Source organism: Selenobaculum gibii, assembly GCF_030273445.1.
GTDB lineage: Bacteria > Bacillota > Negativicutes > ICN-92133 > ICN-92133 > Selenobaculum > Selenobaculum gibii.
Genome location: NZ_CP120678.1, coordinates 1,023,386 through 1,037,528 on the forward strand (window position 1 = coordinate 1,023,386; position 14,143 = coordinate 1,037,528).

Annotated in this window: 12 protein-coding genes; 10 read left to right on the forward strand and 2 right to left on the reverse strand. The window is 35.2% G+C overall.

Going from position 1 to position 14,143, the window contains the following annotated elements; translation table 11 throughout:
* Positions 1 to 91 precede the first annotated feature (91 nt).
* The 3 genes from cobO (at position 92) to P3F81_RS04865 (ending at position 2,440) form a co-directional block, all read left to right on the forward strand.
* Entirely contained in the window at positions 92 to 628 is a 537-nt protein-coding gene (gene cobO / locus P3F81_RS04855; RefSeq protein ID WP_147668132.1) for a cob(I)yrinic acid a,c-diamide adenosyltransferase, read from the forward strand.
* A gap of 75 nt (positions 629 to 703) precedes the next feature.
* On the forward strand, positions 704 to 2,056 hold the full coding sequence (locus P3F81_RS04860) for an amino acid permease (RefSeq protein ID WP_147668134.1): 1,353 nt from the start codon (positions 704 to 706) through the stop codon (positions 2,054 to 2,056).
* 276 nt (positions 2,057 to 2,332) lie between these two features.
* Entirely contained in the window at positions 2,333 to 2,440 is a 108-nt protein-coding gene (locus tag P3F81_RS04865) for a flagellin (RefSeq protein WP_147668137.1), read from the forward strand.
* Positions 2,441 to 2,629: 189 nt separating this feature from the next.
* Here the strand turns inward: P3F81_RS04865 and hydG are convergent, their stop codons facing one another.
* Together hydG and P3F81_RS04875 are read right to left on the reverse strand one after the other, a co-directional pair.
* The gene (gene hydG, locus P3F81_RS04870; protein WP_147668139.1) at positions 2,630 to 4,057 is read right to left on the reverse strand and encodes a [FeFe] hydrogenase H-cluster radical SAM maturase HydG; all 1,428 of its coding nucleotides are present in this window, start codon (positions 4,055 to 4,057) and stop codon (positions 2,630 to 2,632) included.
* Positions 4,050 to 4,325 carry a TM1266 family iron-only hydrogenase system putative regulator gene (locus tag P3F81_RS04875; RefSeq protein WP_147668141.1) on the reverse strand — a complete coding sequence of 92 codons (276 nt, stop codon included), beginning with the start codon at positions 4,323 to 4,325 and terminating at the stop codon, positions 4,050 to 4,052. Before P3F81_RS04875 ends, hydG begins: the two co-directional genes overlap by 8 nt.
* A gap of 342 nt (positions 4,326 to 4,667) precedes the next feature.
* On the opposite strand from P3F81_RS04875, the gene ilvD reads away from it, so the two are divergent.
* The 7 genes from ilvD to P3F81_RS04910 all read left to right on the forward strand — a co-directional run bounded on the left by ilvD (position 4,668) and on the right by P3F81_RS04910 (position 14,099).
* Positions 4,668 to 6,320, forward strand: a complete 1,653-nt coding sequence (gene ilvD, locus P3F81_RS04880; RefSeq protein WP_147668144.1) for a dihydroxy-acid dehydratase — start codon at positions 4,668 to 4,670, stop codon at positions 6,318 to 6,320.
* Positions 6,321 to 6,487: 167 nt separating this feature from the next.
* On the forward strand, positions 6,488 to 8,011 hold the full coding sequence (locus P3F81_RS04885; protein ID WP_147668253.1) for a phosphohexomutase domain-containing protein: 1,524 nt from the start codon (positions 6,488 to 6,490) through the stop codon (positions 8,009 to 8,011).
* Between the two features lie 153 nt (positions 8,012 to 8,164).
* Positions 8,165 to 8,623 (forward strand): tRNA (uridine(34)/cytosine(34)/5-carboxymethylaminomethyluridine(34)-2'-O)-methyltransferase TrmL, encoded by a 459-nt coding sequence (gene trmL, locus P3F81_RS04890; RefSeq protein ID WP_147668146.1) that lies wholly within the window; start codon positions 8,165 to 8,167, stop codon positions 8,621 to 8,623.
* 108 nt (positions 8,624 to 8,731) lie between these two features.
* Positions 8,732 to 9,649: a UDP-N-acetylmuramate dehydrogenase gene (murB, locus tag P3F81_RS04895; RefSeq protein WP_147668148.1), complete on the forward strand. Its 918-nt coding sequence runs from the start codon at positions 8,732 to 8,734 to the stop codon at positions 9,647 to 9,649.
* 228 nt (positions 9,650 to 9,877) lie between these two features.
* Positions 9,878 to 11,482 carry an MBL fold metallo-hydrolase RNA specificity domain-containing protein gene (locus P3F81_RS04900; RefSeq protein WP_147668150.1) on the forward strand — a complete coding sequence of 535 codons (1,605 nt, stop codon included), beginning with the start codon at positions 9,878 to 9,880 and terminating at the stop codon, positions 11,480 to 11,482.
* Positions 11,483 to 11,705: 223 nt separating this feature from the next.
* Complete coding sequence (gene typA / locus P3F81_RS04905) at positions 11,706 to 13,520, forward strand: translational GTPase TypA (RefSeq protein WP_147668152.1); 1,815 nt, start codon at positions 11,706 to 11,708, stop codon at positions 13,518 to 13,520.
* Between the two features lie 168 nt (positions 13,521 to 13,688).
* Entirely contained in the window at positions 13,689 to 14,099 is a 411-nt protein-coding gene (locus P3F81_RS04910; RefSeq protein WP_147668154.1) for a cell division protein SepF, read from the forward strand.
* Positions 14,100 to 14,143: the final 44 nt, after the last annotated feature.

Genomic DNA, 14,143 nt, shown 5'->3' on the forward strand with positions numbered 1-14,143 from the left:
ATAAGAAAATGTCAATGATAAAATATAGTTGTTTAGTATTTCTTATCTATGTATAATTGAGTGCAAAGTAATTTGTAAGGAGGATGAATAAATGAACAAGAAAAAACAAGGGCTACTTATTGTTCATACGGGAAATGGAAAAGGGAAAACGACAGCTGCGCTTGGGTTAGCAGTCCGTGCCTGGGGACAAGGTCTGAAAATATTAATTTTACAATTTATCAAAGGCAATTGGAAATATGGAGAATTAAAAGCTTTAGAAAAATTTGCTCCTAATCTTATGATTGAACAGGCGGGAGAAGGTTTTGTAAAACAAGCAGAAGGTGAAGAAAAATCAAAGCATATAGAAGTTGCACAAAATACTTTTTGGCGAGCTAAAAAAGAAGTTGTATCAGCAGAGTGGGATATGGTTATTCTTGATGAATTAAATTATGCTGTTAAATTTGGTTTGATTGAAAAAGAAGCTGTATTAGAATTAGTAAAAACGAAGCCGGAAAGTTTACACTTAGTAATTACAGGTCGAGATGCAATACCTGAATTAATTGAAGTGGCTGATTTGGTAACTGAAATGAAGGAAGTGAAACATCCATATAAGAAAGGAATAAAAGCGCAACGCGGGGTTGAATTTTAATCAGCTTGCTATAGTTTTATCTTATAATATGGTATCATAGTAAAGTATGTATTTTTAAGGAGGGGATAACTGTATATGGAAAATGTACCTGAAGAGAAGATGAAAAGGGGACTAAAGAATCGTCATATGCAGATGATTGCTTTAGGCGGGGCAATTGGCACTGGACTTTTTTATGGTTCGGCTTCGACGATTCAACTTGCTGGCCCGGCAATCGCATTGTCATATTTTATTGGCGGAACGATTATTTTCTTTATTATGCGAATGCTTGGGGAAATGGCTGTAGACAATCCTGTCTCAGGCTCATTTAGTTTTTATGCAAAAAGCTATTGGCACGAATTTATAGGTTTTTTGTCTGGATGGAATTATTGGTTTAATTATGTAGTGGTGAGTATGGCAGAGTTAACCGCCGTTGGAATTTATATGAATTATTGGTACCCGGATATTCCGCAGTGGGTATCTGCTTTAGCTTGTTTAATTATTATTACTTTGATTAATTTGATTAATGTAAGAATGTACGGTGAGTTTGAATTTTTTACAGCAATTATTAAAGTTGTTGCAATTATTGGTATGATTATTTTTGGTACATACTTAATTTTTACGCAGATGGGAGCCTTTCCAGATTGTTTTGCTAACCTATGGCAACATGGTGGTTTTATGCCGAATGGTATTTGGGGCTTAGCATTATCTTTAGTTATTGTTATGTTTTCTTTTGGGGGAATTGAGCTTATTGGGATTACAGCGGGTGAAGCAGATAACCCTAATAAAACAATTCCGAAAGCAATTAATCAGGTAATTTGGCGTGTACTTATTTTTTATATTGGTACTTTAGTTGTGTTAATGACATTATATCCATGGAATGAAGTTGGATTAGAAGCAAGTCCGTTTGTACAGATATTTTCTAATATCGGGATTCCAGCAGCAGCAAACTTATTGAATATCGTTGTTTTAACAGCGGCATTATCTGTGTATAATAGTGCAATTTATAGTAATTCTCGGATGCTTTATGGTTTGGCAAAACAAGGGGATGCGCCGAAAATTTTTACGAGGTTAGCAAAAAATGGTGTACCTTATATAGGAATTTTCGTCTCTTCAGGAATTACATTAATTGTAGTTGCGCTTAATTATTTTATTCCAGGAAAAGTCTTTATGTATTTGATTTCAATTGCTGTTGCAGCAGTTGTTGTTAGCTGGGTGATTATTACGATAACACATTTAAAATTCCGTAAGTTAAAAATAAGAGAGAATCAAGTGGAACAGTTACATTTTAAATCTATAGGGTATCCGTATATCAATTATCTTTGTTTGGCATTTTTAATTATGATTGTCTTACTTATGACACAAATTGAAGATATGCAGCTCGCCGTGGGAATATTGCCGATTTGGATTGGCTGTTTATGGATTGGTTATAAAATAAGGAAGAATAAATAGAAATTACCCCCGATTTTATTTCACCTAAAAAATCGGGGGTGATTTTTTATTTTTAAAAGAAAAAAATGGATAAAATGTAAGAAACGGATTTTTATCAGAATTATTGAAGTTGTTATTGTATATACATTTTTATTAATAATCGAAGAAATAGTGAATGTAGCTCCACAAAAGTATGAATTCATGGAGGAGGAACACAACGGGGACGAGTATACGGAATAATATATTAGCTGTATCAATTGTTAATATTTTAAATTGAAATGATGCACTAAGAGCCAGATGCGCAATGAGAATTTAACAGATGCGGAAAGTACAATTCGTGGTGCAGACATGGCAAAAGAAATTGTGGAATATACGAGGTATCAACTCTTAACACAAGCTGCGTAGGCTATGTTAGCACAATCAAATCATAAAGATGATTTCATTTTAGATATGTTAAAAGGATTATAGTCGAATATTTCATAAAGTAAATAAATCTAATAATAAAGGATATATAAATAAATATAGATTTCCCGAGTTTTAGACAAATAAAAAGGACTGTTATAAGTGTACTTGCTTATAATAGTCCTTTTATTATTAGAAAAATAAATCTCGAATTCCCTCTTCGATTAATTGGAGGCGTTCGATTGTCGTTTGGCGAATCTTTTCGTTTTCTATTGTTTTGATTTGATCGTTAATCAACTCTTCACCGATTTTTTTTGTTTCCTCATTGGCATAGTCAAGAAGATATTCTTTAAAGGTTAAAAGAGCATTTGGTAAGCAAACATTTTGTATTTCACCAGTTTTAGCAAGACTCATAAAGCGGTCGCCAGTGCGACCTTGGCGGTAGCAAGCAGTACAGTAGCTCGGTACGTACCCTTTTTTACAAAGCATTTGAATAATTTCATCAGGTGAACGCAGATCACTGGTCTCAAATTGCATACTGTTTTGATGATCAGGATGGTCGCTATAAGTTTCTTTATATGCACCAACACCTGTACCAGAAGCAGCGCTAATTTGTGAAATTCCATAATCAATAAGAGTATCTCGATAGTCTGGATCTTCGCGTGTTGATAAAATCATTCCTGTATATGGAACCGCCATGCGGATGATTGCAATGATTTTTGCAAAATCTTCATCACTTACGAGATGTGGCATAGTCGATAAATCGACATCTGATGCTGGACGAATGCGTGGCACGGAAATTGTATGTGGTCCAACACCGAATTCTTTTTCTAAATGCTCGGCGTGTAGAAACATTGCTACAGTATCGTATTTAAAATCATATAATCCATATAATGTACCAATGCCAACATCATCAATGCCGCCTTTCATTGCTCTATCCATTGCCGTTGTGTGCCAGTTGTAATCGTGTTTTGGCCCCGATGGATGAAGGCGGGCATACGTTTCGCGATGATAAGTTTCTTGGAAGAGAATATAAGTGCCGATGCCGGCAGCTTTTAATTTTGCATAATCCTCAATTGTAGTAGCGGCAATATTTACATTGGCACGTCGAATACTGCCGTTGTCAAATTTTAAACTATAAATTTGTTTTAATACATCGGTTACATATTCAATTGGGCAATTGACAGGATCTTCACCTGCTTCTACAGCTAAACGCTTATGTCCCAAAGCTTCAAGGATTTTGACTTCTTGTGCGACATCTTCCATGCTTAGACGGCGGCGAAGCTGTTTCTCGTTTGATGCGCAATAGCCACAATAGACACAGTTGTTTACACAATAGCTGGAAATATATAAAGGTGCAAAGAGGACAATTCGTTTTCCATAAATAGCTTCTTTAATTTCTGCAGCTGTGGAAAACATCTTCTGTATTAATTCTTGATTTTCTACTTGTAATAAGATTGCTACTTCGGCGGAAGTTAATCCGTGTTTTGTTCTGGCTTTCTCAATAATTTGTTTTACGAGACTTGCATCAGAAGCTTTGCTTTTCCCATCAGCAAGCAACTGAAAAATTAACTGGTCATCAATAAATGCATCACTGGTTCTTTGCGTGTTATCAATCATTTGATAATCCCTCCTTGAAATGTTGTTTCTTGGTGAGGGCAGACTTGACTGTGACACCGGAGAGATTTCCTAGTTTCCCAGTAAAGGCACCTACTTCATCGGTAGTTCCCTCAATGATGAGAGCGATTAAGCCTATTTTTTCTTCGTGTTTTGGAACCCCTATCCGGCCAATAATTAAATAGCTGTATTGGCTAATAATTTGATTGACATCATATGCAGTTTCGTTAGGGTTTTCAAGTACGATTCCTATGACTCCAAATCTTTTCATAGTGCCTCCTAAAATCTTTCCTAATGCGCAGGTTGTATACCCTTGCGTCAGAATGCTAAACAAATCCTTAAAACGATAACTATTATTGCTGAATAATTGTCGTTTATCAGATACCTTTATTATACAGCACAAAAAAAAATTTGTTAAGTTAAAGAAGTAGGCGATTATATTTTATGGAGTGGCAGGATTATAAAAATTTATAGAGAAATATAAAATGTTAAACGATTGTAATGTTGTAAACTGATAGTGAACTATTCTTTTTAGAGAGTAGTTAAAATTGCAATGGTTGTTAAGTAATTCTTACAATTCGTGAGATAGAACATATAGAATAGGAGATAATTTATGAAAAGTGATGCAGTAAAAAAAGGGTCAACACGGTCGGCGCACCGGTCGTTATTCTATGCAATGGGATATGGTCCGGAAGATCTAAATAAACCATTAATTGGTGTAGTGAATTCTTTTAATGAAATTATTCCTGGACATATTCATTTGAGAACAATTGCTGAAGCGGTGAAACTTGGTGTTGCAGCAGCAGGCGGAACACCGATAGAATTTCCGGCGATAGGTGTTTGCGATGGGATTGCAATGGGACATGAAGGGATGAAATATTCTTTGGCAAGTCGTGAGTTAATTGCTGATTCAATAGAGGCTGTAGCAAAAGCACATGCATTTGATGGTTTAGTATTGATTCCGAACTGCGATAAAGTTGTACCAGGAATGATTATGGCAGCAGCTAGACTTAATATTCCTTGTATAGTTGTTAGTGGTGGTCCAATGTTAGCCGGACGTTATCAAGGAAAAGATGCAAGTGTAAGCAATGCGTTTGAAGCGGCAGGGAAATTTGAAGCTGGAAAAATGAGTGAAGATGAACTTGCTGATTTAGAAAAAAGTGTTTGTCCCGGATGTGGATCTTGTGCTGGATTATTTACAGCAAATACAATGAACTCATTAACTGAAGCACTTGGGTTAGGGCTTCCTGGCAATGGAACAATTCCAGCGGCATATTTTGGACAACGTAGAATGCTTGCGAAAAAAGCTGGAGAAACAATTCTTCATTTAGTAAAAGAAGATATAAAACCTAAAGATATATTAACAAAAAAAGCATTTGAAAATGCCATTGCAGTTGATATGGGGATTGGTGGCTCTTCCAATACGGTACTTCATCTAACAGCGATTGCACATGAAGCGGGAATAGATCTTCCATTATCTTTATTTGATGAAATCAGCGCTAAAACACCTTATATTACTAAATTAAGTCCTGGTGGAACGCATCATATGCAGGATTTGAATGAGGCAGGTGGAATTAATGCTGTTTTAAAAGAGTTATCAAAACGCAATATTATTCATTTAGATGCACTTACAGTTACGGGAACAATGGAAGAAAGAATAAAATATGCAGAAATTGTTCGTCAAGATGTCATTAAAACAGTAGAAGCACCGTATCGTAATAAAGGTGGTATTGCAATTTTACAAGGGAATCTTGCACCGGATTGTGCTGTAGTAAAAGAAAGTGCTGTTACAGAAGATATGTTAGTGTATCAAGGAACTGCAAAATGTTTTGATTCGGAAGAAGCGGCAATTGATGCAATTGTCGGTGGGAAAATTAAAGACGGAGATGTCGTTGTAATTCGTTATGAAGGACCACAAGGTGGCCCAGGGATGAGAGAAATGCTAAATCCAACTGCTGTAATTACAGGAATGGGATTGAAGGTTGCCTTGATTACAGATGGTCGCTTTAGTGGTGCTACACGTGGTGCCTGCATAGGGCACGTATCTCCAGAAGCGATGGTTGGTGGACCAATTGCGCTTATACAAGATGGAGATAAAATAGATATTGATATTCCAAATCGCAAATTAAATTTAATAGTTAGTGATGAGGTCATGGCAAAACGTAAAGCAGCTTGGGTACAACCTCCACGTAAAATTACAAAAGGCTATTTATCACGTTATGCACGTCTTGCAGGTTCTGCTAGCATTGGTGCAGTTTTAGAATAGATTTAATCAATAAAGAGCATTGTGAATTTAAATTTTGCAATGCTCTTTTTATTTATATCTTAAATAATTAGTATTTGTCAGCTGAAAAAAAATAAGGTAGAATTTAAAGGGTTATTTGAGAGGAAGTTTGTAATATTTATATATTGAAATTAGGTTGGTGAAGAATGATGAGAGAAATATGGTCAGATTTACAAAATGGTACAGATATTCGTGGGATTGCAATTGAAGCACCAGGAAAAACAGTGAATTTAACGTCAGAAAAGGCAAAATATATCGCAATAGGTTTTGTGCATTGGATAAGCAAAACAAGCAAAAAAGAAATTGGTCAATTGAAGATTGCAGTAGGTATGGATTCAAGATTATCAGGTCCGGAAATTAAAGCTGCATTTATTGAAGGTGTAAAGAGTCAAGGATGTACAATTTATGATTGTCATATGGCAACAACACCTGCAATGTTTATGAGTACAGTTATGGATGCATATCAATGTGATGGTTCAGTTATGATTACAGCAAGTCATTTGCCATATTATTACAATGGATTAAAGTTTTTCACAAAAGATGGTGGCTGTGAAAAAGAAGATATTAAAGCAATTCTTGAATTGGCTTCAAAAACAGAAGTTGGTGAAAAAACTGAGAAGGCTGTAGTAAAAAGTGTGAATTTAATTGGTGATTATGCAAATTTACTTGTGAATATTATTCGGAAAGGTGTAAATTCTAAAACCAATTATGATCGGCCTTTAACTGGATGTAAAATTATTGTAGATGCAGGGAATGGTGCCGGAGGATTTTTTGCGGCTCAAGTTTTAGAAAAGCTAGGGGCAAACACAGAAGGAAGTCAATTTTTAGATCCTGATGGGAATTTTCCAAACCACGTACCAAATCCAGAGAATAATGAAGCTATTGAATCAATCAAAAAAGCGGTATTAGATACTAAAGCTGATTTAGGGATTATTTTTGATACGGATGTAGATAGGGCAGCAGTAGTAAGTTCTGATGGTGTAGAAGTTAATAAAAATGCTCTTATAGCGCTTATTTCCTCTATTATATTAGAAGAACATCCAAAATCTACAATTGTTACAGATTCGGTTACTTCTATTGGTTTAGCTGAGTTTATTGATAGTTTAGGCGGCATACATCATCGCTTTAAACGCGGTTACAAAAATGTTATTAATGAATCAAAAAGATTGAATCAAGAAGGGATTGCATCTTATTTAGCGATTGAAACCTCTGGACATGCAGCGTTAAAAGAAAATTATTTTCTAGATGATGGTGCTTATTTAATTGCAAAAATTTTAATTAAAATGGCATTATTAAATGAAGCAGGCAAATCTATTCAAAGTCTAATTACGAAACTAAAAACTCCGGTCGAAAGTTTGGATTTTAGAATTGGTATCAAAAAGACAGAGTTTAAACCTTATGGATTTATGGTTCTAGATGAATTAGCTACTTTTGTTACAAAGGTAGAAGGATGGAGTTTAGTACCCAATAATTATGAAGGTGTAAGAGTTAATGTAGGTGAAAATTGTGGTGATGGTTGGTTCTTGCTTCGTATGTCATTGCATGAACCTGTACTGGCGTTAAATGTAGAATCTGACGTAGCTGGGGGTATTCAAATGATAGTTAACAAATTAAGTGAATTTTTAGAGCAATATAAAGAACTGGATATAGATTCGATTAATAAAATAGGTTAGGAAAATAAGTTGAAGATTTTGAAAATCTTCAACTTATTTTTCTTATAATTGCATATTGTTAAAATATGTGATAGGATTTTATCTGACTTTGTGGAATGATATATATTTAACGGATTAAAGAATTTATTCATTATTTTTATAGAGGTGTAGGAAATGCATATTGTACTAATTGAACCAGAAATACCAGGAAATACGGGGAATATTGCAAGGTTATGTGCAGCTACAGGATGTGAGCTTCACTTGGTCAAACCACTTGGATTTTCTGTAGACGACAAATATCTAAAAAGAGCAGGATTAGACTATTGGAATTTGGTGAAAATTCATTATCATGAAAATTTCGCTGAAGTGCAGGGAAAATATCCTGAAGCAACGTTTTATTACAATACAACAAAGGCAAAAAAAGCATATAGTGAAATAAGTTTTCAAGTGAATGATTTTTTAGTTTTTGGCAAGGAAACAGCAGGAATTCCTGAAGATATTTTAAAGGCAAATTGGGAAAACTGTATTCGAATACCGATGATTCATGATGCAAGATCACTTAATCTTTCTAATTCAGTGGCAATTGTTGCATATGAGGCATTAAAACAATGTGGCTTCAAAGAATTATGTTAATTTTATAATAACATAGCTAAACAAATTCTATTTGCAATAAAATTAGCATAAAGATACGATAATATAAAGTGTAAAACATAAAATAAAAAGAGAAGGAATGAATTTATTTTGCACAAAGAAAATGAATTTATTTTAGCAATACAGAAGGTTTTAGAGCCTAAACAAATTTTGCTTAATGAACCAATGAAATATCATACGACTTTTAAAATTGGTGGACCGGCAGATTATTTGTTATTACCTGCATCACTTGATGAATTAACTGAAGTTTTGGCAGCTGTTAAATCATATGATATGCCGCTTACGATTTTAGGAAATGGTTCTAATGTATTAGTTCTTGATCGTGGAATTCGTGGTGTTGTAATAAAGTTTGATAAAAGTTTTGCTTACTTAAAACAAAAAGAAGATAGCGTGGTTGCTGGAGCGGGAGCCCTCCTTAAAGATGTTTCAAAATTTGCGGCGAGATGCGGGTTAACTGGAATGGAGTTTGCCGTAGGAATTCCTGGAAGTATTGGTGGGGCAGTTTTTATGAATGCTGGTGCTTATGATGGAGAAATTAGTCATATTGTTTCTGCGGTTACAGCCGTAAGCCGCGATGGAGAAGTAAAAAGATTTGAGCGTAAGGAATTGGACTTTGGGTATCGTCATAGTGTTTTCCAAGAAAATGGCGATATTATTTGTGAAATAGAATTATCTTTAATGTCAGGAATTCATACAGAAATTCATGATAAAATGGGCGATTTAACACAAAGACGTGAAAGTAGGCAACCGCTTGAAATGCCGAGTGCTGGTAGTACCTTTAAGCGCCCAGTTGGCCATTTTGCAGGGACATTAATAGAGCAAAGTGGATTAAAAGGGTTTAGAATAGGCGGTGCGCAGGTATCTCCGAAACACGCGGGGTTTGTTATTAATGCAGGAGATGCAAAAGCACAAGATGTTCTTGACTTAATCAATGAAGTACAGAGATTAGTTTATGAAAAACATGGTGTGAAATTGTATCCAGAGGTGCGGACGTTAGGGGAAAAATAAATAGATTTATAAAGTATTATATTTAAGATGGTGTTTGTTTATAAAATGATTTTATTCTGGATACGGCTGTATGAGTTATAGCTATAATCTGAGAATGAAATCATTTTTTATTTTAGATAGGGTTTAAATGGCAGACAATATAATGGCGAAAAAAGGGGGAATATAGTATAATAAATTACAAGAAAGAGTAGGTTAGTTATCACTTCTTAGAGAAAGAAGGTCAATGTTATGAAACTACAATTTTTAGGTGCCGCGCAAGTGGTTACAGGTTCATCTTTTTTGTTAGAAGTTGCAAATCGAAAAATATTGATTGATTGTGGGATGTTTCAAGGAGCTAAGGCAGTTAGAGCTTTGAATTATCGAGATTTTCTTTATGACCCTGGTAGTATTGATTGTGTATTGTTAACGCATGCGCATATTGATCATTGTGGGTTAATACCGAAGCTTTGCAAACAAGGATTTAAAGGGGCAATTTATGCAACGAAAGCAACTGTGGATTTATGCAAAATCATGTTGCCTGATAGTGCGCATATTCAAGAGTCAGATGCTGAAATTGCAAATAGAAAAGGACAGCGTGTTGGTAAAAAAACAGTGGAACCATTATATACTGTGGATGAGGCGTTTGAAGCATTGTCGCAGTTTGCACCTGTTTCATATGATGTTGATTTACAAATAACCTCTGAAGTTAGAGTTGTTTTTAGAGATGCTGGTCATATTATTGGGTCAGCAATTTTAGAAATATATGTACGAGAAGAAGGGCATACGACGAAACTTTTATTTTCTGGTGATTTGGGGCAACCAAACCAGCCGATTATAAAAGATCCGACATTAATTCATGGTGCTGATTATGTAATTGTTGAATCTACATACGGTAATCGCATGCATCAGTATTATAATAGAGAGGAAAAATTAGCAGAGATTATAAATGATACAATCGATAGGGATGGAAATGTAATTATTCCTTCTTTTGCAGTAGGGCGGACGCAGACGTTGTTGTATTATTTATATAAGCTATGGAAGGAAGATAAGATTCCTAATGTTCCAGTAGTTTTAGATAGTCCGTTGGCAATTGCTGCTACACAGATTTTTGCGAAGAATACACAAGAGTTTGATGAGGATTCTACTAAAATGTTAATTGCGGGTGGAAGCCTGCCGGAAATGCCTCATTTAGTTATTGCGAAGACAGCGGAAGAATCAAAAGCACTAAATGAAACAAAAGGCGCGAAAATTATCATTTCTGCTAGTGGAATGGCGGATGCGGGAAGAATCCTGCATCATTTAAAACATAATTTATGGAAACCTGAAACTAGTGTATTATTTGTAGGATATCAAGCTGAGGGGAGTATGGGACGTCGCTTGATAGAAGGGGTTAAACGAGTAAAGATTATTGGGGAAGAAGTTAGTGTAAAAGCAAAAATTTATAATCTTGATGGATTTTCTGCTCATGCGGACCGTGGCCAGATCGTAGATTGGCTTGCGAGTATTGATGGACCTAAACCTCATAATGTGTTTTTAGTTCATGGGGAGCCAGATGCAACTGAGGCTTTGAGTCAGTATATTGGAGAAAAATTAGGGAATAGCACATATATTCCGAAGTATGGCGATACAGCAATTATTCATTATGATAAATGGCAGGTTAAAGAGACTGATGTTGTAATTGAACCAGCAGTAAAAGAATTAGAAGAATTCTTAAGTTTGGCACAAGCTGATTATCGTCAAATAAGAAGAAGATTATTTACTATTGTTTCACGTGAACCGAATAAATTACGCGAAGTCGTTGTTCGGTTAGGAAAGGTACTTAAATATTTGAAAAAAGTCATGAACGATTTATAATATTGAAGGGATGAAGAGATAAAAATGCATCTTGAATAGTTTGATTTTGTCAACTATTTAAGGATGCATTTTTATTTTTATTATTTATTAAGATGAAATAATTTTATGAAGATAGTTGATATGGCATAGGAAAAGTGATAAAATTGCATATGCTGTTGAAAAAATTACAAAAATAATTGTGATAGATAAAACAAGGCTTTTCAAAAACTTAGGAGGCTAATGAATGGAAAAACAAGATATAAGAAATATAGCAATTATTGCACACGTTGACCACGGTAAAACTACATTAGTAGATGCGATGTTAAAACAAAATGGAACGTTTCGTGCGAATGAGCAAATTGCAGAACGCGTAATGGACTCGAATGATCTTGAGCGTGAACGTGGAATTACTATTCTTTCAAAAAATACGGCTGTCATGTATAACGATGTAAAAATTAATATCGTGGATACACCAGGGCATGCTGATTTTGGTGGAGAAGTAGAACGTGTACTAAATATGGTCGATGGGGTATTGTTATTGGTTGATGCTTTTGAAGGACCTATGCCGCAAACAAAATATGTATTGCGTAAAGCTTTAGAGCAAAAATTAAAACCTATCGTTGTCATTAACAAAATTGACCGTCCTGACCAACGTGTGGATGATGTTTATGACGAAGTACTCGAATTGTTTATGGAACTTGGCGCAGATGATGATCAATTGGATTTCCCAGTTGTTTATGCAGCCGCTCGTGCCGGTATTGCTAAAATGGCGATGGAAGACGAAAGTGAAAACTTAAATCCATTAATGGATTTATTATTAAAAGAAATTCCTGCACCAACAGGTGATGCAGAAGGCCCTCTTCAAATTATGGTAACTACGTTAGATAATGATGAATACGTTGGACGTGTGGCGATTGGTCGTATTATTCGTGGTAGTGCGAAGTATAACCAAAGTGTTGTAATCATTAATGGTGATGTTGAAACAAGATCACGTATTGGTAAACTATATACTTATCAAGGGTTAAAACGTGTTGAAGTGCAAGAAGCGGGTTTGGGTGATATTGTTGCATTAACTGGTCTTGGCGATGTTAGCATTGGACAAACAATTGCTGATGCTGAACAGCCAGAGGCTTTACCAAGCATTAATATTGATGAGCCTACTTTAGCAATGACTTTTGGAGTTAATACGAGTCCGTTTGCAGGTAAAGAAGGGGAATTTGTTACTTCTCGTCATTTGCGCGATCGTTTATTTAAAGAAATTGAAACAAATGTAAGCTTACGAGTGGAAGAAACAGATAATGCTGATACATTTAAAGTTTCTGGACGTGGTGAACTTCATTTATCTATATTAATTGAAACAATGCGTCGTGAAGGCTTTGAATTACAAGTTGGTAAACCAGAAGTAATTTACAAAGAAATTAACGGTCAGCTTTGTGAGCCAATGGAATACCTAACAATTGATGTTCCGCAAGAATTTATGGGAACTGTTATGGAAGCATTGGGAACACGCAAAGCCGAACTTGCGAATATGACTGAGTTATCTGGATATCTTCGTATGGAATTTGTCATTCCAGCACGCGGGTTAATTGGTTTTCGTTCTGAATTTTTAACGAATACAAAAGGAAATGGCATTATGCATCATTTATTCCATGGGTATGTTCCTTACAAAGGTGATATTCCAGGTCGTACACGTGGCGCTTTGGTTGCCTTTGAGCAAGGTGAAACAACTGGATATGGTATTTATAGCGTACAAGATCGTGGTACGATGTTTGTATCGCCAAATCAACCAGTATATGAAGGTATGATTATTGGGGAAAATTCTCGTGAAATGGATATGGATATTAATCCATGTAAGAAAAAGCATGTTTCTAATATGAGAACAAGCTCTTCTGATGAAGCAATTCGACTTGTTCCTCCGCGTATTTTAAGTTTGGAACAAGCGTTGGAATATATTAATAAAGATGAATTGGTTGAAGTTACACCAAAAAGCATCCGTTTACGTAAAGCTGTCCTTGATCGCTTGCAACGTGGTCGTGAGCGTAAAAATTCGCAAAAATAAAATAATAAAAGCACTTATTTTCGTAGGAAATAAGTGCTTTTTATTAAATAAAAAATAATTATTGTTAAATTTTGCAGAAAAAATTCTTTTTTGCAGGAAACTTGAATTAAATGAAGAATACTGACATAATGATAGTTAATTATTTTGTTATTAGAGGAGGCGGTGGGGATGTCTTCTAACAACCTGATTGATAAAATTGCAAATGTACTAATGCCTGAAGATGATGCGCCAATTGAAAAAGAAGATATACCTGAAATGACTAAGACTGAACGGCCGGCACTGAAGGTATATATGAATGAAGCACCAGCTTTAAAGGTGCTTGTGTTTGAACCGTCTAGTTTTAATCAAGGGAATATAATTGCTGACCATTTAAAAGCTAAGGAAGCTGTTTTTGTGAACTATGAATTTATAGATGTTTCTGAACAGCAGCGATTGTGTGATTTTGTAAATGGGGTGTGCTATATTTTAGAGGGATCTATACAGAGAGTTTCGGAATATAGCGTATTGTATACTCCTAAAAATGTTGATATTGATAAAGAATTATGCAGCTATAGTATTCCTACATATGCACAAGGGTAATATATTGAGTGAAATACACAGGCAGTCAGATTGACTGCCTGTAA